The 26,180-nt window shown below is 64.6% G+C and carries 21 protein-coding genes; 7 read left to right on the top strand and 14 right to left on the bottom strand.

The window, feature by feature from the left end:
- Window positions 1-19: 19 nt before the first annotated feature.
- The 4 genes from ACFMBG_RS12040 to repA form a co-directional block, all read right to left on the bottom strand.
- Complete coding sequence (locus ACFMBG_RS12040; RefSeq protein ID WP_421054944.1) at window positions 20-1,333, bottom strand: MFS transporter; 1,314 nt, start codon at window positions 1,331-1,333, stop codon at window positions 20-22.
- Between the two features lie 363 nt (window positions 1,334-1,696).
- Complete coding sequence (repC, locus tag ACFMBG_RS12035) at window positions 1,697-2,806, bottom strand: plasmid replication protein RepC (protein WP_421054943.1); 1,110 nt, start codon at window positions 2,804-2,806, stop codon at window positions 1,697-1,699.
- 215 nt (window positions 2,807-3,021) lie between these two features.
- The gene (repB, locus tag ACFMBG_RS12030) at window positions 3,022-3,996 is read right to left on the bottom strand and encodes a plasmid partitioning protein RepB (protein WP_421054942.1); all 975 of its coding nucleotides are present in this window, start codon (window positions 3,994-3,996) and stop codon (window positions 3,022-3,024) included.
- A complete protein-coding gene (gene repA, locus ACFMBG_RS12025; RefSeq protein ID WP_421054941.1) occupies window positions 3,996-5,171 on the bottom strand; it encodes a plasmid partitioning protein RepA in 1,176 nt (391 codons plus the stop codon). Before repA ends, repB begins: the two co-directional genes overlap by 1 nt.
- A gap of 502 nt (window positions 5,172-5,673) precedes the next feature.
- On the opposite strand from repA, the gene ACFMBG_RS12020 reads away from it, so the two are divergent.
- The 5 genes from ACFMBG_RS12020 (at window position 5,674) to ACFMBG_RS12000 (ending at window position 10,884) form a co-directional block, all read left to right on the top strand.
- Window positions 5,674-7,230 carry a trimethylamine methyltransferase family protein gene (locus tag ACFMBG_RS12020; protein ID WP_421054940.1) on the top strand — a complete coding sequence of 519 codons (1,557 nt, stop codon included), beginning with the start codon at window positions 5,674-5,676 and terminating at the stop codon, window positions 7,228-7,230.
- A 63-nt stretch (window positions 7,231-7,293) separates the two neighbouring features.
- Complete coding sequence (locus tag ACFMBG_RS12015; RefSeq protein ID WP_421054939.1) at window positions 7,294-8,397, top strand: mandelate racemase/muconate lactonizing enzyme family protein; 1,104 nt, start codon at window positions 7,294-7,296, stop codon at window positions 8,395-8,397.
- A gap of 15 nt (window positions 8,398-8,412) precedes the next feature.
- Window positions 8,413-9,147: an SDR family NAD(P)-dependent oxidoreductase gene (locus ACFMBG_RS12010; protein ID WP_421054938.1), complete on the top strand. Its 735-nt coding sequence runs from the start codon at window positions 8,413-8,415 to the stop codon at window positions 9,145-9,147.
- A complete protein-coding gene (locus ACFMBG_RS12005) occupies window positions 9,144-9,878 on the top strand; it encodes an SDR family NAD(P)-dependent oxidoreductase (RefSeq protein ID WP_421054937.1) in 735 nt (244 codons plus the stop codon). The genes ACFMBG_RS12010 and ACFMBG_RS12005 overlap by 4 nt, the downstream gene beginning before the upstream one ends.
- Window positions 9,879-10,215: 337 nt before the next feature.
- A complete protein-coding gene (locus ACFMBG_RS12000) occupies window positions 10,216-10,884 on the top strand; it encodes a hypothetical protein (RefSeq protein WP_421054936.1) in 669 nt (222 codons plus the stop codon).
- On the opposite strand, the gene ACFMBG_RS11995 is transcribed toward ACFMBG_RS12000, so the two are convergent.
- Complete coding sequence (locus ACFMBG_RS11995; RefSeq protein WP_421054935.1) at window positions 10,822-11,457, bottom strand: hypothetical protein; 636 nt, start codon at window positions 11,455-11,457, stop codon at window positions 10,822-10,824. The two genes, ACFMBG_RS12000 and ACFMBG_RS11995, sit on opposite strands and share 63 nt — an antisense overlap.
- Before the next feature lie 270 nt (window positions 11,458-11,727).
- On the opposite strand from ACFMBG_RS11995, the gene ACFMBG_RS11990 reads away from it, so the two are divergent.
- Window positions 11,728-12,012, top strand: coding sequence for a hypothetical protein (locus tag ACFMBG_RS11990; RefSeq protein ID WP_421054934.1), 285 nt, complete (start codon window positions 11,728-11,730; stop codon window positions 12,010-12,012).
- 32 nt (window positions 12,013-12,044) lie between these two features.
- Here the strand turns inward: ACFMBG_RS11990 and cobA are convergent, their stop codons facing one another.
- The 9 genes from cobA to ACFMBG_RS11945 all read right to left on the bottom strand — a co-directional run bounded on the left by cobA (window position 12,045) and on the right by ACFMBG_RS11945 (window position 24,508).
- Complete coding sequence (gene cobA / locus ACFMBG_RS11985; RefSeq protein WP_421054933.1) at window positions 12,045-12,830, bottom strand: uroporphyrinogen-III C-methyltransferase; 786 nt, start codon at window positions 12,828-12,830, stop codon at window positions 12,045-12,047.
- Window positions 12,831-12,841: 11 nt separating this feature from the next.
- Window positions 12,842-15,472 (bottom strand): molybdopterin-dependent oxidoreductase, encoded by a 2,631-nt coding sequence (locus ACFMBG_RS11980; RefSeq protein ID WP_421054932.1) that lies wholly within the window; start codon window positions 15,470-15,472, stop codon window positions 12,842-12,844.
- A complete protein-coding gene (nirD, locus tag ACFMBG_RS11975; protein WP_421054931.1) occupies window positions 15,472-15,804 on the bottom strand; it encodes a nitrite reductase small subunit NirD in 333 nt (110 codons plus the stop codon). The genes ACFMBG_RS11980 and nirD overlap by 1 nt, the downstream gene beginning before the upstream one ends.
- The gene (gene nirB / locus ACFMBG_RS11970; protein WP_421054930.1) at window positions 15,801-18,242 is read right to left on the bottom strand and encodes a nitrite reductase large subunit NirB; all 2,442 of its coding nucleotides are present in this window, start codon (window positions 18,240-18,242) and stop codon (window positions 15,801-15,803) included. Before nirB ends, nirD begins: the two co-directional genes overlap by 4 nt.
- Window positions 18,243-18,246: 4 nt before the next feature.
- The gene (locus tag ACFMBG_RS11965) at window positions 18,247-19,929 is read right to left on the bottom strand and encodes an ABC transporter ATP-binding protein (RefSeq protein ID WP_421054929.1); all 1,683 of its coding nucleotides are present in this window, start codon (window positions 19,927-19,929) and stop codon (window positions 18,247-18,249) included.
- A gap of 6 nt (window positions 19,930-19,935) precedes the next feature.
- On the bottom strand, window positions 19,936-21,009 hold the full coding sequence (locus ACFMBG_RS11960; RefSeq protein WP_421054928.1) for an ABC transporter permease: 1,074 nt from the start codon (window positions 21,007-21,009) through the stop codon (window positions 19,936-19,938).
- Window positions 21,010-21,113: 104 nt separating this feature from the next.
- Window positions 21,114-22,481 (bottom strand): CmpA/NrtA family ABC transporter substrate-binding protein, encoded by a 1,368-nt coding sequence (locus tag ACFMBG_RS11955; RefSeq protein WP_421054927.1) that lies wholly within the window; start codon window positions 22,479-22,481, stop codon window positions 21,114-21,116.
- 267 nt (window positions 22,482-22,748) lie between these two features.
- Window positions 22,749-23,927 (bottom strand): CmpA/NrtA family ABC transporter substrate-binding protein, encoded by a 1,179-nt coding sequence (locus ACFMBG_RS11950; protein ID WP_421054926.1) that lies wholly within the window; start codon window positions 23,925-23,927, stop codon window positions 22,749-22,751.
- Window positions 23,924-24,508, bottom strand: coding sequence for an ANTAR domain-containing response regulator (locus ACFMBG_RS11945; RefSeq protein ID WP_421054925.1), 585 nt, complete (start codon window positions 24,506-24,508; stop codon window positions 23,924-23,926). Before ACFMBG_RS11945 ends, ACFMBG_RS11950 begins: the two co-directional genes overlap by 4 nt.
- 216 nt (window positions 24,509-24,724) lie before the next feature.
- Here ACFMBG_RS11945 and ACFMBG_RS11940 point away from each other — a divergent pair, with 216 nt between their 5' ends.
- A complete protein-coding gene (locus ACFMBG_RS11940; protein WP_421054924.1) occupies window positions 24,725-26,146 on the top strand; it encodes a homospermidine synthase in 1,422 nt (473 codons plus the stop codon).
- Window positions 26,147-26,180: the final 34 nt, after the last annotated feature.

Genomic DNA, 26,180 nt, shown 5'->3' with positions numbered 1-26,180 from the left:
GGCAGCGGTATTCGGCCTCTTATTGCGGATACCGCGGGTGCAGATCGTCGATGATGATCGGATGCGCGTGCGGTGCGGCGCCCTTCAGATGCGGATGGTCGGCTGGCAAGTCCGGATGGCTGTGCGCAACCGGGGATGCGCTGTCCCGGGGCCACAGGCGCTGCGCGGCAATCAGCCCCGCCATGGCCAAGAGCGCCAGCGCCAGCATCGCCGCGCCCCCGCCCCAGGCGGCCATCAGCCAGGCCGACAGCGGATAGAACAGCAGCCAGCAGGCGTGCGACAGGGTGAACTGCGCGGCAAAGATCGCGGGCCGGTCCGCCGCATGGGCCGAGCGCGCCAGCAACCGCCCGGACGGCGTCAGCACCGCGGAGTAACCCGCGCCGATCACCGCCCAGCCGGTTGCCAGCCGTACAAAGGTGAGCGGCTGGGCAAAGGCGGCCAGCGCCAGGCAAGCCATGGCGGCAATACCCAGCCCTGCCCCGGCCAGCATCACGGTCCGGTCCGGAACCCGCTCCAGCACCCGCGGCAGCAGCATCGCCGACAGCATCGAGCCGCCGCCAAACGCCGCCAGTGCCAAAGCCACCGCGCTTTCGGGCAGCGCCATGCCTGCGCGCACCAGCACCACCGTATTCACGATCACCATAGAGCCGATGGCGGAGACAACCCAATTCAGCGCCAGAAGCCCGCGCAGTCGCGGTGTCTTCAGGTAGTTTCGGATGCCGCGGGTGGTGCGCTCCCAGACCGGACGCGGCGCCTTGGGCGCGGGCGACGGCAGGGCGATGGACATCAGCAGCAAGGCAGATCCGGCGAACCCCGCCGCGGTGCCCCAGAACAGGGTGCCGGAGCTCACCAGCAGCAGCAGCGCCGCGGCCAGCATCGGGCTCGCCAGGCTCTCCAGCTCAAACGCCAGCCGCGACAGCGACAGCGCCCTTGTGTAGTCTTTCTCATCGGTCAGCACATCGGGGATCGAGGCCTGAAATGCAGGGGTGAACCCGGCGGAGGCGGACTGCAACACAAAGATCAGCACATAGACCTGCCAGACCTCGGACACGAACGGCAGACAAACTGCGACCGCCATCCGCACCAGGTCCAGGGCAATCAGCATCCGCCGCCGGTTCACCTGCTCCGCCCAGGCGGCGGCGATGGGGGCCACGGTGACATAAGCCACCATCTTGATCGTCAGTGCGGTGCCCAGCACCAGCCCGGCGCGCTCGCCCGCCAGATCGAAAGCCAGAAGACCCAGCGCCACGGTGGCCAGCCCGGTGCCGGTGAGCGCCACGATCTGAGCCAGGAACAAATGCCGGTAGGTGCGGTTTCGCAGGATGGAGAGCATGGATGGCGGGATCCTTGGGCTGGGAACGTTGCCGCCACTGTGGCCGTCCGAATGTGCCAAAGGCAATCGCCCTGATCACCTGGACGCGGCGGCGGGGGTGAAAATTGTCAGCTGACAATTTCCGTTTTCCCGGACCAGCGCAAGCGGACAAAAGCGGCGCCTGCTTCAGCCGGTATTGCGGTCCGCAGATGGAGGCTTGATCCGCTGGGAAACCGAACCGGTGGAAAAATTGTCAGCTGACAATTTTTCCACCGGCGAGCTCAGACAGGTTTCAACCAGGGTGCAGGGCAGGGACTCCGCAGACACCGGACGGCCACTCCAGGCCTGCTGCCCAACCGCAAACCCGCCTTCGGCAAAAAGTTGTCAGCTGACAACTTGCCTCGCCCCCGCATTCTGAAGCAGCGCATTCAGCATCGGTGCGGTGGAGAACTGACCGGCCCGCGCCTTTTGCGCCAGCCGCCGCAGATAGGCGCCGGGGCTGCGGATGGTGCTCAGCTTCTCCAGAATGCACATCACCGCGGTTGCCGCATCCTTGCGGCCCATGGCGGCGCGTGCATCGCTGAGAACGGGCATCTCGATCCCCATCATCGGCGACAGCTTCTCAGCAATCCGGTCGGCATCCTGCCAGCTGCGCAATCCGCCCGGGTAGTAGCTTTGCACTTCCGGGCAGGCGCGCAGGACGGTGGTTAGTTCATTGGCTTTCTCAGCTGTTCCATCGTCAGCGTCTGAATGCTGGGCCTGAGGGCAGGGCGCTTCGGCCTGCGGCTCTTCAGAGTCAGAATCTTTTTTTAGTGAATACTGTATGTGCCGCTCATTCCGGCTGCCGCTGGCGCTCAAAACGCGTGCTGGCAGCGTGGTCTCTTCGGGTTCCTCGCGGGGCGCACGGCTGGCAATTTCACCGCGCAGGGCCTCTGCCATCCGGGTCAGCTCCGCCTCACAGGGTTTGCGGCGCAGCAGTTTGCGGGCGGCTTCCAGCAGCGCCTCTGCTGCGGTGTCCGCCAGGTCCTGCAACTCCTGCCGCAGCACCGCGACCTTGTCGCGCAGCACCGCCAGATGCTCGGCGCGGGCCTTGGCCTCCAGCGCGGCGTCAAAGATTTGTCCGGCATGGCGGGCGAGGGGGGAAAGGTCGAAACCAAAGGCCAGCTGGCAATCGCCGCCGGCGCGGCGGGCGTAGCGTTTGCCGTTGGGGCTGTTCTTGCGGCTGACAATCCCGATCCGGGTGAGCTTGGCCAGGTGGCGGCGCAGGGTGCTTTCGGGCATCCCGTTGAGCCGCTCCATCAGCTTGCGGTTGGAGGGAAACACAATAGCGCTGTCCGGCTCGGCGCTGATCGCGCGTTCCGGCAGAAAGGTCAGCAAGGCCTTCAGCACCCCGAGGGTGCGGTGGCTCAGTTCAAATTCCGCAGCGGCATGGGTGAGCGCAGCCAGAAGGTCCCACTTGTCGTGAGTCCCCGCCAGCTGGCCGCACTGATCCATCCGCCCAAATGCGATTTGGGACGCATGTTCCATCTTTTTTTCACGAAAGACAAAAAATACCCGCCCCCATGCGGCGCATGGAGTTGACACTGATGAGTCTGAGAGGCTATTCCAAAGGTGCTAAATCTGAGAACGGCCTTCTGGGATGTAATGTCCTGGGGGGCTTTTCTTTTGCCTGCTACGTGCCTCCTGTCCTTTTTTGTTTCTGCTCTTGCTCAGTCTTCCGGCTGCTCAGGCTGGTCTTGCTGCCAGCGGCCGTGAAGCTCGGTCATGATCTCTTCTGCATTGGCGTCGAACCAGCTGTCAAAGCCGGGCGCATCCTTGGCGGAGATCGTGAGGGTGATGCCCTTGGCGGTGGTCTTGATGCCCGCCACCGCAGCGCCGTTGCTGCCCTGCAGGGCGCGCGACTTGGCCGGGGCAGGGGCCGGCTTTGGCTCCTGGGGGGCGTCCTGGGCGTGTTTCAGAACGGCCTCGAACCGCCCGTCGGAATCATAGGTCGTAAAGTCGGGCCGGTTCGTCCTGGTGATCGCACGGGACCGTGCCGCAGGATCGCCGAACAGCTTGACCAGCTGCATCCAGCGGTCGCGGCCAATGCCCGGCGCCGATCCGATCACCCGCAGGAAGGGCAGGTCGAAGGCCGTGCCGACCTTGAGCATCCGCGACACCATCGGCAGGTCGATCGACAGAGCCGCCGCAATTGTCTGCCGTCCATAGCCATCGGCCTGCAGCTGTGCCGCAAAGGCGGCCTTTTCGATAAAGCTGAGGTCCTGGCGCGAGGTGTTCTCCTGGCCTTGGGCCATCACCAGCGCGTGGTCGTCCAGCTGCCGCACCATCGCCTTGACCGGCAGTCCCAATTCCCGCAGCGCCTTGAGACGGCGGCGGCCATAGACGATTTCGAACCGCCCCTGCGTCTTGGGATGCGGGCGCAGCAGCACCGGAACCTGCTGGCCGTAGGTCTGCAGGCTGTCCTTCAGCTGGTTGAAGGCCGCCCCGTCCATGCCCAGGCGGTCCTCGTACCCTGCGTCGTCGATCAGCGCGGTGTCGATTTCCTGCACCGCGCTTTCCTGCAGCTTGCTGAGCGAGGATTGCAGCGCCCCGACCGCGCCGCGCGGCATCATCTTGGGTTTCGGCCCCGGAGCGGCTGCTGCGGGGCTGCTGAGTGCGGTGCTGAGAATGCCTTTGCGTGCCATCAACGCCTCCATGCCTGTTGAAGGAGCGACTCTATTTCATCGTTCACTTGATTGAGTGAATCCACCGCACGGTCATAGGTTGACCTGTGAAACTGGGATCTTTCGACTTCATAGACCGTCTGCTGGGTGAGGCCCGCGTCGGAAATCGCGGTAGATTTCAGCATCGGCGCCACCATAACTTCCTCACCGAACAATTGCCGCATGAATGCAACCACCTGTTGCTGCGGGCCGTCGTTTGGCTCGTACCGGTTGATCAGGAACCGCAGGAAATCAAATTCCAGCGTTGCCCCCGCGTTAAAGACTACATCGAGGAGTTCCGCGCTCATCTGCAGGAACTGCGACATCGAGGCGATGTCCAGCATGTTCGGCACCACGGTGATGATCACGCCGGTGGAGGCGCAGAGCGCCGACATGGTCAGATAGCCCAGCTGCGGCGGGCAGTCGAAGATAATCACGTCGTAATCCTTCTCGACCTCCTCCAATGCCGCGGCCATGCGCGAGAAAAACGCGGGCTGCACGTTGTTGATCAGCGCCTGCGGGGTCTCATGCTCGAATTCCTGCAGGATCAGCCCGCCCGGCGCCAGGTCCAGGCCGGTGAAATAGGTCTCTTGGATGATCTGGCGCAGGGGCAGGGGGTCGTCATAGCGGATTGCGTCATAAATCGTCCCTGTTTCGAGGAAATCGACCTCGGGACGGTAGCCGAAAAGCGTCGTCAAGGACGCCTGCGGGTCGATATCCACCGCCAGCACCCGGTAGCCCTTGAGCGCCAGCCGCTGTGCGGTGTGAATGGACGAGGTGGTTTTGCCCGATCCGCCCTTGAAGTTCAGGAAGGACAGCACCTGCACCTTGTCGCCCTCGCGGCGGCCGCGCAGGTAGGTGCCCGGCGTCTTGGCCGAGGCATCCAGGATCTTGCGCATTTCCAGCAGATCAGCGGCGGAATAATGGCGCCGCCCGCCCGGTGTGGTGTGCACCTCGGGGAATTTGCCCTCAAAATGCAGCTTGCGCAGGAAACTGGGGGAAATGCCCAGCATCTCCGCCGCTTCGCCGGCGCTGAACAGCCTCAGTTCTTTCCTTGCATCCGGCGCAAAACTGGCCAGCATGTGGCTTTCGAGGGCCGCACTGAGGTTTTCCGCGTTCTCGCGGATTCGCTGATTGATGTGGAGTGCTACTGCCAACTGCTGCCCTCTCGATAGTAACGCTGTTTTGCGTCAGCGCTTTATTTATCGTTTCTATACGCAATGCGAACAGCGTTTTGCAATAGATTCCTTCATTTACAGGTTGCAGACGGGTTTTCCGGATTTCTGCCGGATTGCGAAACCTGCGGCAAGTGTTTAGCTAAGACGCTGAAATTTAACGGTAAATACCTTCAGTGGCTGGGCGGGGCAGGGGAGGGGCAAAATTCCTGCCGCACTGTGCATGATCCGCAAGGGGTGCCGTCAGGCGAGTCGCCCCGGCCGGGAAATTCCTGCACTGAAAGCAAAAACAGGCTCTAATCAGGGTCTAAACAGGCGGTGCTGGACCTCGCGCACCGGAACCGGATGCGGTCCCCGGGCGGTATCCTTCCCGTCCAAGGCGGATCCTTCAGCTGGAATGTCGGTTTTTGCAACCGCATTTCGGAATCCTGCAGGTGAAACCGGATTCATTTGGGGAAACTGCCGGTCAAAGGAGACCCCTGCCATGACTGAGCAAGCCACTGCCCCCCGCGCCCGCTCCGGCGGCCGCAACGCCCGCCGCGCCCTGCGCACCGCACCGAAATTCGACATGCTGCCGGGCCTGACCCGCAACATCCCCCTGTGCGAGGTGATGGACGGCGCCCAGGTCGAAATGATCGACAACGCCTCGATGAACATCCTGGAAAACGTCGGCGTCCAGTTCCGCGACCCCATTGCGCTTGAGGACTGGAAGAAAGCCGGCGCCAAGGTCGAGGGCGAGCTGGTCTATCTGGACCGCGGCCTGGTGCGGGAGCTGATCAAGACCATCCCCAGCGATTTCACCTACCATGCGCGCGACCCAAAGAAGAACGTGCGCCTGGGCGGCAAGCATTCGATCTTTGTGCCGATGACCGGTGCGCCGTTCCTGCGCGACCTGGACGATGTGCGCCGCAACCCGATGCTGGAAGACCTGGCGATGTTCCACAAGCTGGCGCATATGATGCCGGCCCTGCATTCCTCGGCCCACCATATCGTCGAACCTTATGATCACCCGATCAGCCAGCGCCACCTGCGCATCACCTATTCGTCGATGAAATACTCCGACAAGACGTTCATGGGCATGACCACCAGCCCCAAGAACGCCGAAGACGTGATGGACATGTGCGCGATCCTGTTCGGGGAGGAGTTCCTGGAGGATCACCCGGTCACCACCGGCAACTGCAACGGCAACTCGCCGCTGGTCTGGGATGAGACCATGCTGGGTGCGATGCGCGCCTTCTGCAAACGCAAGCAGCCGGTGCTGTGCTCGCCCTTCGTTCTGGGCGGCGCCAACACCCCGGCTTCGGTCCCGGCCACCGTGGCGCAGCTGAACGCCGAGGCGCTGAGCGCGCTGGCCTACACCCAGGTGATCCGCAAGGGCGCGCCGGCGATCTATGGCCACTACCTGTCGACCGTCTCGATGAAATCCGGCGCGCCGATGGCCGGCACGCCCGAAATCTCGCTGATGAACTTCATGATCGGCCAGATGGCGCGCTACTACGATGTGCCGTGGCGGACCTCCAACACCCTGGGCGGCGCCAAGACGTTTGACGCGCAGGCTGGCTACGAATCCGCGACCACCCTGTCGGCAGTGATCCACGCCGGCGCCAACTACATCTGGCACTCCGCGGGCTGGAACGAGGCCGGGATGCATTGCTCGGTCGCCAAGTTCATCGTCGATGCGGAGCAATGCGCGATGGCTTACCGGATGGCGGAAGGCCCGAAATGGCACGACTTCGACCAGGCCATTGCGGCAGTTCCCGATGTCGGTCCCGGCGGCCACTACCTGGGCCACCCGCACACCCAGGAGAACTTCCAGGAAGCCTTCTTCATGCCGGAGCTGTTCGACAACAACTCGATCGAGCAATGGCAGGCTGAAGGCAGCGTCGAGATCACCGAACGCGCCCTGAAACGCGCCAAAAAGCTGCTGGCGGAGTACGAAGAGCCCAAGCTGGACGAGGCGAAGAACGAGGAACTGCTCGATTACATCGCCCGGCGCGAGCGCGAAATTCCCGCGGCGGATGAGCTGAATCAGAGCTACTGATCTCTCCTCCCCGACTGGCCCGCTCTGTACAGAGCGGGCCTTTTTTCCAACAGGGCACAGAACATGAAAATCGCGGAAATCCATATCTATCAGCATGATCTGCCGGTGAAGAACGGCCCCTATACCATGGCCAATGCCGAGGTCTGGGCGCTGGACACGACGCTGGTGAAACTGGTGGCCGACAACGGCCAGACGGGCTGGGGCGAGACCTGCCCGGTGGGTCCGACCTACGCCGAATCCCACGCCGCCGGCGCCCGCGCGGCGCTGATTGCGATGGCGGAGGGGCTGATCGGGGCCGAGGTGGCACCGGTGACCCTGCACCGGCGGATGGACGGGCTGCTGAACGGCCACAACTACGCCAAGGCCGCCATCGACATCGCGGCGCATGATCTGCTGGGCAAGCATCTGGGCGTCAGTGTCTCAACCCTCTTGGGCGGTGCGGCGACGGACCGGGTGCCGTCCTACTATGCCACCGGCGTCGGCGCGCCGGACGACATCGCCCGGCTGGCCGCCGAGAAGCTGGCGGAGGGCTATCCGCGCTTGCAGGTCAAGGTCGGCGGCCGCCCGGTGGAGCTGGACATCGAGACCATCCGCAAGGTGTGGGAGAAGATCGGCGGCTCCGGCATGCGGCTGGCGGTCGATGGCAACCGCGGCTGGACCACGCGGGACGCGCTGCGCGTGAGCCGCGAATGCCCGGAGATCCCCTTCATCATGGAACAGCCCTGCAACACGCTGGAAGACCTGCAGAAAATCCGCCCGCAGATCAGCCATGGCCTCTATATGGATGAAAACAGCACCAGCCTGAACACGGTGATCACCGCGGCCGGCACCGGGCTGGTCGATGGCTTTGGCATGAAGGTCACCCGCATTGGCGGCCTGCATCCGATGCGGGCCTTCCGCGACATCTGCGAGGCCCGCAACCTGCCGCACACCTGCGACGACAGCTGGGGCGGCGACATCATCGCCGCCGCCTGCACCCATATCGGCGCCACCGTGAAACCGGGCCTGCTGGAGGGCGTCTGGCTGGCCGCGCCGTATATCGAAGGCAATTACGACGCGGAGAACGGCATCCGCATCGAGGGCGGCCACATCAGCGTGCCGCAGGGGCCGGGTTTGGGCGTCACGCCCGATGAGAGCCTGTTCGGCGCTCCGGTGGCCTCGTTTTAAGGGAGAGATAACAACATGGAATTTCGGGGAAAATGCGCACTGGTCACCGGCGCGGCGGGCGGCATCGGTGCCGCCATTGTCCAGCGCCTGCGGGCGGCGGGCGCCAAGGTGGCTGTTGCCGACCGCGACACCAGCGCTATCGAGGCCGAGGCGCATTTGCCGGGTGATCTCTTGGAGCCGGATTACGCCAATGCGCTGCCGCAGGCGGCACAGCTGGCGCTTGGCGGCCTGGACATCGTCATCAACAACGCAGGCGTCATCACCCGCGGCCCGGTGACGGAAACCTCGGACGCCGACTGGCACCTGTCGATGGGGGTGAATGTCGAGGCGCCGTTCCGCATCTGCCGCGCCGCGATCCCGATCATGGCGCGCAACGGCGGCGGTGCCATCGTCAACACCTCGTCCTGCTGGGGCGGCAGGAACCCGGGGCCGAACCACGCGCTTTACTGCATGACCAAGGCGGCGATTGCCTCGCTGACGCAATGCATGGGGATGGACCACGCGCATCAGGGCATCCGCATCAACGCGGTCTGCCCGAATGAGGTGAACACCCCGATGCTGCGCACCGGGTTCGAAAAGCGCGGCTTTGACCCGGACAGCGCGGTGGCGGAACTGGGCAAAACCGTGCCGCTGGGCCGGATTGCCGAGCCGGAGGACATTGCCGATGTGGTGATGTTCCTGGCCTCTGACGCCTCCCGCTACATGTGCGGCGCACTGGTGGAGGTGAACGGCGGGAAACCGGTGTCATGAGCCGGTTTGACGGCAAGGTTGCGCTCGTCACCGGCGGGCGCAGCGGCATCGGCCAGGCCATCGCCCGGCGTCTGCGCGACGAGGGCGCCCGCGTCTTCACCGCACAGCGCGGTGCGGATACGGAGTTTGAGGCAATTGCCGCCGATTTCACCGACCCGGCCAGCCCGGCCCAGGTGGTGGCGGAGGCAGTCAGCAGGGCAGGGGGCCTTGATGTGCTGGTCAACAACGCCGGCATGATGCAGGAAGCGCGCGTCGAGGAGATGAGCCTCGCCGACTGGCAGCGCAACCTGACGGTCAACCTGACCGCGCCCTTCCTGATGATCCAGGCGGCGCTGTCCCATCTGCGCAAGACCAAGGGCTGCATCGTCAACACCGGCTCCATCGAGGGGCTGGGCAGCAACCCCGGCCACGCCGCCTATTGCGCCTCCAAGGCGGGGCTGCACGGGCTCACCCGCGCGGTGGCGGTGGATCACGGGGCAGAGGGCATCCGCTGCAACGCGGTGGCGCCGGGCTGGATCGACACGGATCTGAACCTGGATTTCATCGAGGCAATGCCCGACCCGGACGCCTTCCGCCGCGATATCGCCCGCATCCACCCGATGGCCCGCACCGGCAAGCCGGAGGAAGTGGCGGCGCTGGTGGCCTTCCTGGCATCAGAGGACGCAGGCTTCATCACCGGCCAGGTCTGCACCGTGGACGGCGGCCGCATGGCCAAGCTGAGCCTGCCATGAGCTGAACCGTGTCCGGGCTATTGCGGCCCGGAACCTCTTTTCCTCCCTCCTGAAAAAACCTTCGCCGGATGAGGCCCGCAGCCTCGCGCATCGGTGCCAAGGCTGGCTAAGCCCTCGCATCGTCCCGGATTCAGGACTTTGGCGGCGTGCAATTATGGAGCCGTAAAACGGCTTTTCCGCCGCTGGGAGCAGGGCCGGCCATATAATTCGAGTGCTTTCCGGCGGAGGCCAGCCCGTTTCCGCAGGAAATGCGTGCTCCACAACCAAAAATGAGGCGAGTCTTATTCACGCACCCGTCATGCGAGTGCATAATTCCATTATTCAACAGGAGAAGAACATGGAGAATAAGATCATCCTCAAACATATGCGGGCCATTGAAAAAAGGTTCAGCGCGGATGGCCTTTCCCTTCACGTGTGCACAACCCCGGAGGAGCTGCCGGCCCTCCTTGGCGACGTGGGCAAGAAGCGCGTTCATCCAATGTCCGAAGTCAGTGAAGATGACCTGCGTTCAGGGCGGGCCTTCTGGCTGTTCCTGAAACGGGAAGACAAGTGCATAACCTGCATCTCAGCCAGGAGCGTTGACCTGGGCGGCAAGGATTTCGGGAGTTACTTCCGGGACCTTGCGACCTCCCGGTACCGCGGCCGGGACGAGGTGGTGGCAAGCGTCTCGCAGCCGCTGATCGACGAACTGCGGGGCAGGCTTATCTACTTCGGCGGCATCGAGGTTGCGCCGGACGAGCGGGGAGGCATCCGGAGGCTTGGCGATTTCGCGCAATATGTGAAGCTGCTGGCCGCCACGTGGTGGGATTTTGACTGGATGTACACGATCATTGCCTACAAGCACCGCCGCCTGGCTGACGATTACGGCTTTAACGGCAAGTACCGGAATGCGATTTCCTGGGCGGATCCGGTCCCGGAAGGCCTGGCAAACGATCAGATGATCCTAGGCCTCAACGCAGTCCACTTCTCGCACATCATCAGCAGTGTCGAGCCAGGTCAGCTTTGAGAAAACCGCAGTGACCGGCTCCTCTTGGGGGCCGGTCACCCGCATCGTCACCTTGCGGTAGCCGCCCCGCACCCGCAGCCCCTTGATGATCACGTCGAGTTCTTCGTCCGTCACAATGTACGGAACCTCGCTGAGCATCCGGTGCGAGTGCATTGCGCGTTCGATAACCTTCTCTTCGAAGGATCCGACGATGCGGTAGAAATCGCGGCTTCCGGCAAGCATCAGCCGCTCTGCCGCGGTGCTGCGTTTCCCGATCTGGATCGGGTGCATGATCCGGTCCGTGGGTTCGAGAGGTTCGTAGATATCAACCTGGTCCTCGAACCACTCCCAGTTGTTCAGCTGCCCGCCCTCCTGGTGGTACCAATCCAGAATGTGGTCCGTTGTCACGTTGAACCCTGCCCTCGAGCACGCGGCATGTTCCGTATTGGCGACCTCAGCCGCCCGCCAGCGGTTGAGCCTGGTGACGGAGGCGTGGTCTTCACCGGGCAGGTCAAAGAAGAACTGGATGGGAATGCGCAGGCCGGCGGAAAGAAGCGCCAAGGAGGACGCGGGGATTTCGCGGTTATTTCTCATCTGGCTTCTGAGGGTGCCGTAATTGACTCCCGACATTGTGCAGGCCGTTTTCAATCTCACCCCAGCGATCTTGCAGGCAGCATCAATGCGGTCAGCTATCATCCTCGCCTCAAAAGTTTACACATGTGAATTATTAAACAAGTAGTTGACACCTATCAGCCTAAGCATCAACAATCAATGCGTGTGCATAGTTTATTGATAGGCGAGTTTCCATTGGAGCGGACAAACAAAGATATTTATCACGCCGGGGGCGGAGGAAGTAACCGGGACTTGTCCGAAGGCGAACGTGAGCTTCTCAGAAAGGCCTGCGAGGCTTCTGGCAGGAGCCTCGGCTTTTGGTCCGATCTGACCGAAGGAATGGACCAGAGATCGCTCGCCCTGCTGGTATCACGGGCCCACATGGTTTCGCCGGAAACTTCTGATTTTTACGATAGCCTGCGGCGGGACCAGCGCGAGGTGATTTCAATGCTTTCGCAAGTCGGCTATCGTGACCGCGGGGTCTTTTTGAGAGCGCTGCGCGGCCTCATCGAGCTCCGCAAGGGGCGGTTGAACTGACCCCGGCATCAGGCGCGCCGGACCCTTGTTCTCTACAGCGCCATCTGGCCAACTTTCATAGCGGTCTTTGTCTGTTCCAAGCTGGTCTTGGGCCAGGTGATTATGATTGTTGCGCAGCCGGTTATTGCGTGCCGGCTTATCGCATCCGGTATCGTTCCGATGTCGCAATGAACTGTCCGCGCGCCCGGCTTGGAGACATCAACAGCAATGATCACCTGAGTGAGCGGCGCCATACCGAGGCGGAGCAGCGCGCCGCGTACCCGCGATGCCTGTCCGGCGGACATGTAAAAGACAATCGTGGTTCCCGGCTTCGCATGCCGGGCGCAATCGGGCAGCGGGTCGCCCGCCTTGCATTGCGCGGTCGTCAGCACAAGCGTGTCGGAAACGCCGCGTTCGGTCAGCGGGATGCCTGTCTGGGCGGCGGCGGCACAGGCGGCGGTGATGCCGGGCACAATTTCCGCGTCTATCCCGGCGGCGCGCGCAGCTGCCAATTCCTCACCCGCACGGCCGAAAATACCCGGATCGCCCGACTTGAGGCGGACAACGCGGCGGCCCTTCAGCACTTCCGCAACCATGACCCTGTTGATCTTTTCCTGCGGCCAGGCATGCGCTCCGACGTGTTTGCCGACAAAAACACGCCTGGCCGCGGGGGAGGTGAGCTCCAGAACGTCGGGATCGACCAGCCGGTCATAAAACACCGTGTCAGCCTGCTGCAGCCTGCGAACCGCCCGCAGCGTCAGGAGGTCGCTGGCGCCGGGGCCGGCCCCGACCAGCGCGAGCGTGCCGCGGGGTGTCTGCGGCTGCGGAAGATGTGTCATGCGCAAGCTCTCTATTCTGCGGCCTGTTTAAAGCGGGGGCGGGCCAGCAGCCCGGCGATGTCGGAACGGCAGGAGCCGCAGCTGGTGCCCGCCTGCAGCGCAGCGCCGACATCAGCAACACTGACCAGGCCGCCTGTTTCGACGGCGCGCAGGATCGTGTTTGCACCGACATTGAAACAGGCGCAGACAACCGGGCCGGGATCCGGCAGGTCTTCCGGCGGCTGTCCGGTCAGCACCCCGGCCGTGCCGGTGCCAGGCAACCCGGCCAGGTAGCTTCGCCGGACAGCCACCGGCTCCGGCGCGATGAACAGCGCCGCCATCAGCCTGCCGTTTTGATGCAGGGCCAGACGGGCAATTCCCCTGCGGCTGTCGGTCATCATCTGGATTTCGGCCTCCGGCAAGGCGAACATCTTGCGCGCCGCCGCCTCCGGATCTCGGAGCGGCGCCAGGCCGGCCAGTTCCGCGCGGTACCCGGTATCTGTCCGCGCCAGGGCCCAGTAGTCCGTTTCGGGTTTCATGGGGCGGCAGGACACGGCAAAACCGTACCAGGCCGCTTGCAGCCGTTCCGCCGCCACCACCGACGCCTTGCTTTCGGGCTGGCCGGACACCGGGTCGGTCACCGCGGCAACCAAAGACCCGACGCGCGCCGAAGGCGCGGTTTCCCCGGTCCAGTGCATCGGCACGAACAGGTCGCCGGGCTGGACATCCGTTGTGATCCGCGCCCGCAGGATCGCCTGCCCGTGCAGGCTGCGCAGGCGCAGCAGATCCGCGGGCTGGACTCCCAATTTGCGGGCGTCCTCCGGGTGAATGTCGGCGAATGGCTCGGCAAGATGCCCCGACAGGCGCGGGGACTGTGCGGTGCGGGTCATGGTGTGCCATTGATCCCGGATGCGCCCCGTGTTCAGGCGGAACGGAAAATCGCCGCCGGGGGCAGCTGCAGGCGGCTGGCTGCGGATGGGCAGCATCCGGGCCTTGCCATCCTGGTGATAGAACTTTCCGTCTGCAAAGAAGCGCCCGCCCTGGCGGCTGCGGCTGACTGGCCAGCGGACCGGCTCCAGCGCGCCGTATTCTGCGCTGGACATGCGGCTGAGGCCGGAAATGTCGAAATCCAGTCCGAAACGGCCCGCGATCCCCGAAAGCTCTGCATGCTCCCGGAAGATCTGCGCCGGTGTTTGAAAGTCAAAGGCTTTGCCCCAGCCCATGCGCCTGGCCGCATCGGCCAGAATCTCCCAGTCCGGGCGGGCCTGGCCGGGCGGCGGCAAGACGGCGCGCTGGCGGCTGATGGTGCGGTCCGAATTGGTGACGGTGCCGTCTTTTTCCGCCCAGGCGGCGGCGGGCAGCAGCACATCCGCCAGCCGCGCTGTGTCGGTCGCGGCGGTAATGTCGCTCACCACGGTGAAGTCGCAGGCTTTGATCGCGGCGCGTACAGCATCGGCTTCCGGCATGGTCACGGCGGGGTTGGTGTGGATGATCCACAGCGCCTTGAGCCGCCCGTCGCCCGCGGCGCGGAACAGATCGACCGCTTTCAGGCCCGCGCGTTCGGGCATCGCGGGGGCGCCCCAGAAGTCCTGCACCGCAGCCCTGTGTCCGGGGTTTTCCAGATCCATATGGCAGGCCAGCATATTGGCCAGCCCGCCAACCTCGCGCCCGCCCATGGCGTTAGGCTGGCCGGTCACCGAAAACGGCCCGCAGCCGGGCTTGCCGATCCGGCCGGCGGCCAGATGGCAATTCAGGATGGCGTTCACCTTGTCCGCGCCGGAGGTGGACTGGTTCACGCCCTGGCTGAAGACGGTCACCACCTTTTCGGTGCGCATCCACAGATCACAGAAAGCTGCTATTTCGCTTTCAGACAACCCGGTCACCGCGGCATCAGAGGCAAAAGCGGCTTCCAGCGCCGCGCCCAGTCCCTCCACATGCCGCAAATACTCCGCATCCAGCGCGCCGCCCTCGTAGAGCGTTGCCAGCAGGCGGTTGAACAGCGCCACATCGCTGCCCGCCCGCAGTTTCAGATGCATGTCCGCCTGATCGCAGCTGGCGGTGCGGCGGGGGTCGATCACCACCAGCCTTGTGCCGCGCGCCTCGCGCGCTGCCAGGATGCGCTGGTACAGAACCGGGTGGCACCAGGCGAGGTTGGAGCCCACGAGAACGATCAGATCGGCGTCGTCGAGATCCTCATAGGTGCCGGGCACCGTGTCGGTGCCGAAGGCGCGCTTGTGACCGGCCACGGTGGAGGCCATGCAGAGGCGCGAGTTGGTGTCGATATTGGCGGAGCCGAGAAAGCCCTTCATCAGCTTGTTGGCGACGTAATAGTCCTCGGTCAGCATCTGCCCCGACAGGTAGAACCCCACGCTGTCCGGGCCGTGCTGGTCCACGGCCTGCCGGAACTTGGCTGCCACCAGGTCCAGCGCGCTGTCCCAATCACTTTCGCGGCCCTGCACCTGCGGCGCCAGCAGGCGGCCCTCCAGGCCCACGGTCTCCCCCAGCGCCAGCCCCTTGGAGCACAGCCTTCCGCGGTTGGCCGGATGCTCCGGGTCGCCGCGCACCTCCAGCCCGCCCGCGCCATCCCGGCGCAGCAGCACGCCGCAGCCGGTGCCGCAATAGGGGCAGGTGGAGCGCACCTCCGCCGGAGTTCCGCCCGCCATCACGCCGCGCTCCGCTTGCCGACGGCGGCGCCGTCGATCAGCAGGCGGCCTGCCTCCACGCGCAGCGGATAGGTCTCGATCCGGCCCGCGTCGGCGCCCTGCGCTTCGCCGGTGTTCAGATCGAACACCCAGTTGTGCAGCGGGCAGGTGACGCTTTGCCCGTGCACGATGCCTTCGGAGAGCGGCCCGCCCTTGTGAGGGCAGCGGTCGGAGGCGGCAAAGACCTCCGCCGGGCCGGTGCGGAACAGTCCGACGCAGCCCACGGGCGTTTTCACCACCCGCGCGCCATGCAGCGGGATGTCGTCGATATGGCCAATGTCGATCCAGCTCATTCGGCAGCCTCCAGTGTGAGATTGGCAAGCGGCGCGTATTGCGCCCGCGTGGTGCTGTCCTGCGCGTGTTCGGCCCAGGGGTCCTTGCGGTAGACGGATTGCGAGAGCTCGAACCGGGCGGCGAGCGCCTTGCGGTTGTCCGCGTCGTCGACGATTTGTTCCTTGACCCAGTCGAGCCCCACCTTGGCCAGCCACTTGTAGATCCGGTCCAGGTACTTGGCGTTCTCGCGGTAGATCTGGGTCATGGCGGAGATCACCTCGATCGCCTCTTCTTCGGTTGCCACCTTGCACAGCAGCTCGGTGCCCTTGATCTCCATGCCCGCGGCGCCGCCGACGTGGATCTCGTAGCCGCTGTCGACGCAGACCACGCCGATGTCCTTGCAGGTCGCCTCGGCGCAGTTGCGCGGGCAGCCGGAGACCGCCAGCTTCAGCTTGTGCGGCGTCCAGGACCCCCACAGGTGTTTCTCCAGCTTGATGCCCAGCCCGGTCGAGTCCTGGGTGCCGAAACGGCAGTGATCGGTGCCAACGCAGGTCTTCACCGTGCGCAGCCCTTTGGAATAGGCATGGCCCGACACCAGCCCGGCCCGGTTCAAATCCGCCCACATCGCAGGCAGGTCTTCGCCCCGAACGCCCAAAAGGTCGATGCGCTGGCCGCCGGTCACCTTGACCGTGGGCACATCGTATTTGTCGGCGGCATCGGCGATGGCGCGCAACTCGTCGGGTGTGGTGATGCCGCCCCACATCCGCGGAACTACGGAGAAGGTGCCGTCCTTCTGGATGTTGGCGTGCTTGCGCTCGTTCACGAAACGGCTTTGCGGGTCGTCCCGGTATTCCAGCGGCCAGTCCGCCAGGAGGTAGTAGTTCACCGCCGGGCGGCAGACATGGCAGCCGTTGGGGGTGGTCCAGCCCAGTTCCTGCCAGACCGCGGCCTGGCTTTTCAGCTCCTGCGACTTGATCAGGCGGCGGACGTCCTCGTGGGTGTGGGAGGTGCAGCCGCAGATGGGCTGGGCCTGCGGGGCGGCGTAGCCGTCGCCCAGTGTCACCGACAGGAGCTGTTCGACCAGCCCGGTGCAGGTGCCGCAGGAGGCGCTGGCCTTGGTCGTGGCGCGGATCGCGCCGAGGTCCGTTGCGCCGCCTTCGATGGCGCGGGTGATCTGTCCCTTGCAAACGCCGTTGCAGCCGCAAATCTCCGCCTCAGGCGGCAAGGCTGCAACGGCTGACAGAGGGTCCGCGGAGGCGCCCCCCTGGAAGGCCGGTCCGAAGATCAGCGTATCGCGCATGTCCTCGATATCCGTGCCGTCCTTGATCAGGCCGAAGAACCAGCTGCCATCGGCAGTATCGCCATACATGACGGCACCGATCAGCCGGTCGTCCTCGATCACCAGCCGCTTGTAGATGCCGCGGGCCGGGTCGCGGAACACGATATCCTCGCGGGTCTCGCCCTCGGCAAAATCCCCGGCGCTGAACAGGTCGCAGCCGGTGACCTTGAGCTTGGTGGCCAGCTCCTTGACCACAAAGGCATTCGGCTGGCCCAGCAGGCTGTCCGCCAGCACCTTGGCCTGGTCATAGAGCGGCGCGACGAGGCCGAAGAGATGGCCGTCGAACTCCACGCATTCGCCCACCGCGTAGATATCCGGGTCCGAGGTCTGCATCTGCGCGTTCACTTCGATCCCGCGGGCCACGTCCAGATGCGCGTCGGTGGCAAGGCGGGTTTCCGGGCGGATGCCCACCGCCATCACCACCAGATCGGCCCCCAGCGTCTCGCCGCTTTCCAACAGCACCGCCCGGGCGCGGTCCTCGCCCAGGATCGCCTTGGTCGAGGCCTGGGTTTTCACGGTGATGCCGCGCGCCTCCAGATCCTTGCGCAAGAGATACCCCGCGGCCTCATCCAGCTGGCGTTCCATCAGATGGCCCATCAGGTGCAGCACGGTCACGTCCATGCCGCGTTCCTTGAGGCCCGCGGCCGCTTCCAGCCCCAGCAGCCCGCCGCCGATCACCACCGCCTTGCCGCCCTTTACGGCGGCGTCGATCATCGCATTGGTGTCGTCGAGGTCGCGGTAGGAAATCACGCCGGGCAGATCGTGGCCCGGCACCGGGATGATAAAGGGGGCGGAGCCGGTGGCGATCACCAGCTTGTCATAAGGCACATGGCCGTTCTCACCCTCGACCACCTTCATTTCGGGGTCGATCCTCACCACATGCTCGCCGAACCGGCATGTGATGCCGTGCTCTGCGTACCAGTCATCCGAATGGGTGACGATTTCCTCGTAAGACTTCTCGCCCGACAGCACCGGGCTCAGCATGATGCGGTTGTAATTGCCGCGCGGCTCGGCGTTGAAAAGGGTGATGTCGTAGGCGCTTGGGTCCGCGTCGAGCAGATGCTCGATCACCCGGCCAGAGGCCATGCCGGCCCCGATGATGACGAGTTTCTGGGTCATGGTCTTACTCCGCTGCAATCTGGTTTGCGGCTGCTTTCGCCTTCGGCTTGGCCCCGTGTTCGTATTCCTCGAGGAAATCGAGCACCTCCTGCCGGTAGGTGTAGTAATCCGGGTGCTCCAAGAGCGCCTTGCGGGTGCGGGGGCGGGGCAGGTCTACTTCGGTGATCTTGCCAATGGTGGCCTGGGGCCCGTTGGTCATCATCACCACCCGGTCGGCCAGCAGGATCGCCTCGTCCACATCATGCGTGACGCAGATCGCGGTCACCTTAGTGCGGCTCCAGACCTCCATCAGAACCTCCTGCAGTTCCCAGCGGGTCAGGCTGTCGAGCATGCCGAAGGGTTCATCCAAGAGCAGGAGCTTGGGCGACAGGGCAAAGGCGCGGGCAATGCCGACCCGCTGCTGCATGCCGTTCGACATGGCGTTTGCGGGCTTGTCCATCGCGTCCGCCAGGCCGACGCGTTCGAGGTAGTATTCCACCACGTCCTGCCGCTCCGCCTGGGACGCCTTGGGATAAACCTTGTCGACCCCGATGGCACAGTTCTCCCGCGCGGTCAGCCAGGGGAACAGGTTGGGCGACTGAAACACCACGGCGCGTTCCGGGTCGGCGCCCTCCACATGGCGGCGGTCCAGCTTGATTGCCCCCTTGGAGATCGGATTGAGCCCAGCGGCCATGGTTAGCACCGTGGACTTGCCGCAGCCCGAATGGCCGATCAGCGAGATGAACTCGCCCTTGTTGATCTTGAGGCTGAAATCCTCGACCACGGTCAGCGGCCCCTTGGGCGTCGGGTAGATCTTGTGAAGCTGGGAAAAGTCCAGGTAGCGTTCGTCGACCATCGACTTGCCGGCCTCGGCGACGGCGGCCGGCAGTTTGTGGATCGGGGTCACATCCGGCAGCACCCTGTCACCGCCGGTCTTGCCCTTGATGCCCGCGTCCATCAGGTAGCCGGTGATCCCGGCGCGCAGCGCCTTGAAGGTTCCGTCGTGGTTCATGGCACTGCGGTCGCGCGGGCGGGGCAGGGTGACCTTGAACTCCTCTCCCAAGGTGCCGTCCGGGTTCAGCGCAATGATGCGGTCGGCCAGCAGGATCGCCTCGTCCACGTCGTTGGTGATCAGCACGCAGGTCTTCTTGTCCGCCTCCCAGATCGCTTCGATCTCATCGGCCAGATTGGCGCGGGTCAGCGCATCCAGCGCCGACAGCGGCTCATCCAGCAGCAGGACCTCCGGGTCCATCGCCAGCGCACGCGCCACATTGACCCGCTGGCGCATGCCCCCCGACAGCTCGGCCGGGCGGCGGCTGGCGGCGTGGGAAAGGCCGACCATCCGGATGTAATGCTCTGCCTTGGCCTGCTTTTCGCCAGCCGCCAGGCCGGGAAAGAGCGACTCCACCGCCAGCCCCACGTTGCCCGCCACCGTCAGCCAGGGCATCAGGGAATAGTTCTGGAAGATCACACCGCGTTCGGGGCCGGGGCCGGTGATCTGGCGGCCCTTGAAGGTGACGCTGCCGGATGAGGGCGTCTCCAGCCCGGCCATCAGGTTGATCAGCGTTGTCTTGCCGGTACCGGAGAAGCCCAGCAGCACCAGGAACTCGCCCTCCTGAACGCTGAGGCTGATGTTCTTCAGCACGCCGGTGCGGTTTGCGCCTTCGCCGAAGCTTTTGCAGACATTGGTGAATTCAAGAATGCTCATGACGGGTCACCGGTTGTTCGAGAAGGTAAACAGCGACTGCAGCGCGTACATCACCCGGTCCAGCAGGAAGCCGATGATGCCGATGGTCAGCACCGCGACGATGATGCGGGCCAGCGACTGGCTGGAGCCGTTCTGGAACTCGTCCCAGACGAATTTGCCAAGGCCGGGGTTCTGGGCCAGCATTTCGGCGGCGATCAGCACCATCCAGCCGACCCCCAGCGACAGCCGCAGCCCGGTGAAGATCAGCGGCAGCGCCGAGGGCAGCACCAGCTTGGTGATCTTGGCGCGGGTGCTCATCTTCAGGACCTTGGAGACATTCACCAGGTCCTTGTCGATGGAGGCGACCCCAAGCGCCGTGTTGATCAGCGTCGGCCACAGCGAGCACAGGGTCACGGTGATGGCCGACACCAGGAAGGATTTCGCGAACAGCCCGTCATTGCTGGCATAAAGCGCCGAGACCACCATGGTCACGATCGGCAGCCACGCCAGCGGCGACACCGGCTTGAAGATCTGCACCAGCGGGTTGATTGCCGCATTGGCGAGCGGTGACAGCCCGCCGAGAATGCCCAGCGGGATGGCCACAATCGCTGCGATCAAAAAGCCGAAGAACACGGTCTGGATCGAGGTCCAGATCTGATCGTAATAGCTGGGCGCGCCGGTGTAGGGGATGTCCTTGACCTGATCCGCCTTGCCCTGGGCAATCAGCCGCTCGTTGCGCTGCTCCACCCGCTTGTAAAAGGCGGCTTCCTTGACCGCCTTCTGCCGCGCGTCCTGGTGCAGATTGACGGCTTCCGCCCAGACCTGGGCGGGGCCGGGGATGGCGCCGAGCGAGGTCTGCACCCGCGGGGCCAGCGTGCCCCACAGCAGCAGGAACCCGAGGATGGCCAGCAGCGGCACGGCCAGCAGGCGCCAGATTTCCTTCAGCTGGGCGCGCGGGTTGTCGCCCGCCGCGGCTTTCAGGATGGGGGTGATCCAGGCGAGGCCGAGAACCTGGAACCAGGCGTCGGCCTTGCTGATGCGGTTGAAAAGCCGGGCCCGGCGGGCCTCGGTGCTGAGCGATGCGGGGTCAACGGTTGTCATGGGGAAACTTTCACCTTGGCGTTTTGCTGGATCGGCTGATGCGGGGGAGGGGAACGGCGCTCGCTCCTGCCGGAGCCTCGCCCCGCCCGCCCTCCCGTCCGGGCTCAGCCCTGGACGGCATTGCCGACGACGGTCTGGCTGCCCTTGAGGCCGATCGGCAGGCTGTCGAGGTAGGCGTTCGGCTGGCGGCCGTCATAGGGGATGCCGTCAATCACATCCTCCGGCGGGGTCGGGGCCTTGTAGCCGTCGCTGTCCCAGGGGAAATCCGCCTCATCGGCGAGGCCGTCCGCGACCAGCAGCCGGGCCGCTTCCAGGTAGATCTCCGGCTTGTAGACAGAGCGGGCGACCTCATCGAACCAGCTGTCGGGCTTGGGTTCGGCGATCTGGCCCCAGCGGCGCATCTGGGTCAGGTACCAGACCGCGTCGGAATAGAACGGATAGGTTGCGTTGTAACGGAAGAACACGTTGAAGTCCGGCACCGCGCGGGTGTCGCCCTTTTCATATTCGAAGGTGCCGGTCATCGAATTGGCGATCACGTCATAATCGGCGCCGACATATTCGGGGCGGCTGAGGATCTCCACCGCTGCGGGTCGGTTGGCGTTCTCGTTTTCATCCAGCCACATGGCGGCGCGGATCAGCGCTTTGACCACCGCCAGCGTGGTGTTCGGATTCTCCTCGGCAAATTCCGCGGTGATGCCAAAGACCTTTTCCGGGTTGTTCTTCCACAGCTCGTAGTCGGTGATCACCGGCACGCCGATGCCCTTGAACACCGCCTGCTGGTTCCAGGGCTCGCCCACGCAGTAGCCGGAGATCGTGCCGGCCTCCAGCGTGGCGGGCATCTGCGGCGGCGGGGTTACCGACAGGAAGGCTTCGGCGGCGATCTGGCCGGTCACGTTCTCGGGGCTGTAGTAGCCGGGGTTGATGCCGCCGGCGGCCAGCCAGTAGCGCAGCTCGTAATTGTGGGTGGAGACCGGGAACACCATGCCCATGTTGAACGGCTTGCCCCTGGCGTTGAAGTCCTCGATCACCGGTTTCAGGTAAGAGGCCGAAATCGGGTGCGAAACCTTGCCATCCGCGTCCGTGGGCAGGCTCGGCTTCATCATCTCCCAGACCTCGTTGGAGACGGTGATGCCGTTGCCGTTCAGGTCCATTGAGAAGGGGGTGACGATATGCGCCTCGGTGCCATAGCCGATGGTGGCGGCCAGCGGCTGTCCCGCCAGCATATGGGCGCCGTCCAGGGTGCCGTCGATCACCCCGTCCAGCAGCACCTTCCAATTGGCCTGCGCTTCCAGCGTGACAAACAGCCCTTCGTCATCGAAGAACCCCTGCTCATAGGCGACCGCCAGCGGCGCCATGTCAGTCAGCTTGATGAAGCCGAAGGTCAGCACGTCCTTTTCCAGGTCCAGCATGTCAGCCAGTGCGGGGGCAGTCAGGGCGGTGGAGCCTGCGAGGGCAAGGATCAGGGTCTTCATCGGGTCGGTTTCCTTTGGTTTGCTGCGTCCAGGGCAGACGCCCGGACAGAAAAAAAGCCGCTGACACGCACCGCCGGGAGGAGTGGCGGTGGGTCGAGCGGCTTTGCTCAGTGAAACCCGGTCTTCGGGATAAACTTTTGTCAGGCGCCATTGCCTGTCTGGGTTCAGTGTGCGGGATGATCGGCCCGGCGCCAAAGGTTTCTTTGCTGGTGCAGCGAGAAATTCTGCATTGCAGCATTTCTATTCAGCAGATTGCCTGATTTTTCATCAGCCGGCGGCCAGGGGATCAAAAACGCGGCCATCGAAAAACCGGTTCGGCAGCAAGGCAACCGGCTCCGATTCTCCGGCGGCCAGCGTTCCGGCGTCCAGCGCACCTTCCAGTTTGGACGATGCACCCGGCAGCTCCGCGCCGGTTCCGCTCAGAGCTTTGCGGTACAGATCGCTTCTGAAGACATGCTCTGCCTTTTCCAGAGCTGCCTGCGGATCGAGGCCGTTCCGTTTTGCCAGCTGCAGGGCGATCCACTGGGCCTGACTGCGCCAGGGGAAGCCGGCGGCGCCGTCATGAAAGCCGACAAACCCCGGCGCTTCGCGCTGCAGCCCCTGAGCGGTGACAGTGAACTTGCCCAGCAAACCGCGCTCGATGATCTCGGCGGGCAGGTCGAGGTACTCGCGGGAAGACAGGATTTCGGCCGCCAGACTGCGGGAGGAGGGGTCGGCCAGCCAGCGCCCCGCGCGCCACAGCGCCCGGATCAGTCGGCCGGACAGGCTGGGTTCCGTTTCGGCCCAGTTGCTGCGGACGGCCAGCACCTTTTCCGGCGCAAAGGACCAGATGGCCCGGCCAGGCAGCAGCAGTGCGCCTGCGCCCTGTTCGACAGCGATGGACCCCCAAGGCTCACCGACGCAGAAGGCATCGATACCGCCGCGCCGGATTGCGTCAGCCATCAGCGGCGGCGGCACCGTGCGGATGCCGATGTCCTGCGATGGGTCCAGCCCCAGCCCATCCAGCCAATAGGCCAGCAGCTCGGCATGCATGGAGAAGGGAAACGGCACGCCGATCCGCAGCTCCCCGCCGGAGGCGGCAGCCAAAGCCCGCCCGGCGGCAACTGCATCGCCGAAGGAGAAGCTGTAGCCCGCAGCGGCCATTTTGCTGGCCAGCCTGCTGCTGACGCCGATAACGGTGCCATTGACGGACAGCACGGAGAGGACGGAAAACTGCGCGCTGGCCCCGCCCAGGCCCAGGGCCGCCGCCACCGGTACCGGCGCCAGCATCTGGGCGGCATCCACCTGGCCAAAGGCCAGCATGTCCCGCAGCGACGACCAGGACGGTGCGCGGTGCAGATCCAGCGTCAGCCGCTCTTCCGCGGCAAACCCCATCTCTTGTGCGGCAATCAGCGGCGCGGCATCCGTCAGCGGGACATAGCCGGCAGGGATCCTGGCCAAGCTCATGCCAGCAACCCCGCCGCCGTTACCAGCGCCTGCGCCACCTCTGCGACGCGTTTGTTCTGGTCCATCGCGGCCTTGCGCAACAGCGCATAGGCCGCATCCTCTTCGATGCCCCGGGCCTTCATGATCATGCCCTTGGCGCGATCGATCACCTTGCGCTCCTCCAGCGCCCGCTTGGCCTCGGCCAGCTCTGTGCGCATCCTCTGGAACAGCCGGAACCGCGCGATGGCGGCGTCCAGAACCGGTTTCAGCCGGGCCGGCTGCAGCCCGTCGACCACATAGGCGGAGACGCCGGCTTCCACGGCAGCTGCAGACAGCCCTTCGGCGCTGCGGTCGACAAACATTGCCACGGGGCGTTCCTTGGGGCCGGAGGCCAGCGTAAGCTCTTCCAGCACATCGCGCGAAGGGTCTGCGATGTCGATGAGGACAACGTCCGGGTCCCGCATCTGGATCTGGCGGGCAAGGCCGGATGGCTCTGAAATCACCTGAATATCGAACTCCCCGGCCTCACGCAGGCCGTCCACAATCATGAACGCGCGGTCGCGGTCGCTTTCGACGACGATGATGGACAGGGGATCGGACATGCGCCAAAACATCGGCTTGGGGTGGGCAATCTGTAAAGGCCTGCCAAGTCGTGCGGCCGGCCCATCGCCCGGTTGTGCCCAATTATTGGGCGGGCTGCCGATACTTCCGGCGGCGGACGAAAAGCTGCATACGGGCACTGAGCGCATTATTCGCACCCGGATTCCCACCAGCTGGCCCATACTGGCCGGAACGCACGAATCTGCAAGGAGAAGCCTATGGCACAAGACTATCCCATTTACGGCCGGATCGACGGCCCCATCGTCATCATAGGCTTCGGGTCGATCGGCAAGGGCACGCTGCCCCTGATCGAACGCCATTTTGAATTCGACGCGTCAAAGCTCACGGTCATCGAGCCCGATGCCGCCAAGGCGAATTTTCTGCGCCAGCACAAGATCAACCACCTTCAGGTCTCGCTGACGCCGGAAAACTACAAGGATGTCCTGGGCGGGCTTTTCAGTGAGGGCAAGGGGTTCTGCGTCAACCTGTCGGTGGACACGTCCTCACTTGAAATCATGACCTATCTGCGTGAGCTCGGCGTGCTCTACATCGATACGGTGGTTGAGCCTTGGGCGGGATACTACTTCGGCACCACGGACAACGCCGCCCGCACCAATTACGCGCTGCGGCAGGCCGTCAGGGATGAAAAGGCGCGCAATCCCGGCGGCACGACGGCTGTCAGCTGCTGCGGTGCCAATCCCGGCATGGTCAGCTGGTTCGTTAAGGAAGCGCTGCTGACGCTTGCCCGCGATACGGGCCGCGACGTTGAGACACCTGCCAGCCGCGAGGAATGGGCGCGGCTGATGCAGTCGCTTGGCGTCAAGGGCGTTCATATCGCCGAACGGGATACCCAGGCCCGCCGGGTGCCGCGCGCCCGCGGCACCTTCGTCAACACCTGGTCGGTCGAGGGCTTCATCGCCGAAGGGTTCCAGCCCGCCGAGCTGGGGTGGGGCACGCACGAGACCTGGTTCCCCGAGAACGGCCACCGGCAGGACACCGGCTGCCAGGCCGCGATCTGGCTGGAGCGGCCGGGCGCGATCACCCGGGTGCATACCTGGTGCCCGACGCCAGGGCCGCAGTTCGGCTTCCTGGTCACCCATAACGAGGCGATCTCGATCGCCGACTACTACACCGTGGGCGCTGGCGCCGATCCCGAGTACCGACCGACCTGCCACTATGCCTATCACCCCTGCGACGACGCGGTGCTGAGCCTGCATGAGCTGTTCGGCTCGGGCCAGCAGCAGGAGCGGCACCATATCCTGACCGAGGATGAGATCATCGAAGGCATCGATGAGCTGGGCGTGCTGCTCTATGGCCATGAAAAGAATGCGCTGTGGTTTGGTTCCCGCCTGTCGAACGAGGAGGCCCGCGACCTTGCGCCGTATCAGAATGCGACCGGGCTGCAGGTCACCTCGGCGGTGCTGGCCGGCATGGTCTGGGCCTTGGAAAATCCCGAGGCCGGGATCGTAGAGACGGACGAGATGGACCATGCCCGCTGTCTTGAGGTGCAGCGGCCCTATCTTGGCCCGGTCGAGGCGCATTATACCGATTGGACGCCGCTGCAGGACCGCTGGGTGCAGTTCCCCGAGGACATCGACGAAAGCGATCCCTGGCTTTTCCGGAACGTGCTGGCGAGCTGATCCCGCCGGGGGCATCCGGCAGGATGCCCCCCCC

This window comes from Leisingera coralii (genome assembly GCF_049056525.1).
In the GTDB taxonomy this organism is placed as follows: Bacteria; Pseudomonadota; Alphaproteobacteria; order Rhodobacterales; family Rhodobacteraceae; genus Leisingera; species Leisingera coralii.
The sequence above is the reverse complement of the archived record's forward strand: the minus strand, read 5'-3'. Positions and strand labels throughout refer to the sequence as shown.

Bases quoted from the DNA above. Each gene is read 5' to 3' on its own strand.
- ACFMBG_RS12040 (WP_421054944.1), bottom strand. From the start codon at position 1,333: ATGCTCTCCATCCTGCGAAACCGCACCTACCGGCATTTGTTCCTGGCT.
- repC (WP_421054943.1), bottom strand. From the start codon at position 2,806: ATGGATCAGTGCGGCCAGCTGGCGGGGACTCACGACAAGTGGGACCTT.
- repB (WP_421054942.1), bottom strand. From the start codon at position 3,996: ATGGCACGCAAAGGCATTCTCAGCACCGCACTCAGCAGCCCCGCAGCA.
- ACFMBG_RS12020 (WP_421054940.1), top strand. From the start codon at position 5,674: ATGACTGAGCAAGCCACTGCCCCCCGCGCCCGCTCCGGCGGCCGCAAC.
- ACFMBG_RS12015 (WP_421054939.1), top strand. From the start codon at position 7,294: ATGAAAATCGCGGAAATCCATATCTATCAGCATGATCTGCCGGTGAAG.
- ACFMBG_RS12010 (WP_421054938.1), top strand. From the start codon at position 8,413: ATGGAATTTCGGGGAAAATGCGCACTGGTCACCGGCGCGGCGGGCGGC.
- ACFMBG_RS12005 (WP_421054937.1), top strand. From the start codon at position 9,144: ATGAGCCGGTTTGACGGCAAGGTTGCGCTCGTCACCGGCGGGCGCAGC.
- ACFMBG_RS12000 (WP_421054936.1), top strand. From the start codon at position 10,216: ATGGAGAATAAGATCATCCTCAAACATATGCGGGCCATTGAAAAAAGG.
- ACFMBG_RS11995 (WP_421054935.1), bottom strand. From the start codon at position 11,457: ATGAGAAATAACCGCGAAATCCCCGCGTCCTCCTTGGCGCTTCTTTCC.
- cobA (WP_421054933.1), bottom strand. From the start codon at position 12,830: ATGACACATCTTCCGCAGCCGCAGACACCCCGCGGCACGCTCGCGCTG.
- ACFMBG_RS11980 (WP_421054932.1), bottom strand. From the start codon at position 15,472: ATGGCGGGCGGAACTCCGGCGGAGGTGCGCTCCACCTGCCCCTATTGC.
- nirD (WP_421054931.1), bottom strand. From the start codon at position 15,804: ATGAGCTGGATCGACATTGGCCATATCGACGACATCCCGCTGCATGGC.
- nirB (WP_421054930.1), bottom strand. From the start codon at position 18,242: ATGACCCAGAAACTCGTCATCATCGGGGCCGGCATGGCCTCTGGCCGG.
- ACFMBG_RS11965 (WP_421054929.1), bottom strand. From the start codon at position 19,929: ATGAGCATTCTTGAATTCACCAATGTCTGCAAAAGCTTCGGCGAAGGC.
- ACFMBG_RS11960 (WP_421054928.1), bottom strand. From the start codon at position 21,009: ATGACAACCGTTGACCCCGCATCGCTCAGCACCGAGGCCCGCCGGGCC.
- ACFMBG_RS11955 (WP_421054927.1), bottom strand. From the start codon at position 22,481: ATGAAGACCCTGATCCTTGCCCTCGCAGGCTCCACCGCCCTGACTGCC.
- ACFMBG_RS11950 (WP_421054926.1), bottom strand. From the start codon at position 23,927: ATGAGCTTGGCCAGGATCCCTGCCGGCTATGTCCCGCTGACGGATGCC.
- ACFMBG_RS11945 (WP_421054925.1), bottom strand. From the start codon at position 24,508: ATGTCCGATCCCCTGTCCATCATCGTCGTCGAAAGCGACCGCGACCGC.
- ACFMBG_RS11940 (WP_421054924.1), top strand. From the start codon at position 24,725: ATGGCACAAGACTATCCCATTTACGGCCGGATCGACGGCCCCATCGTC.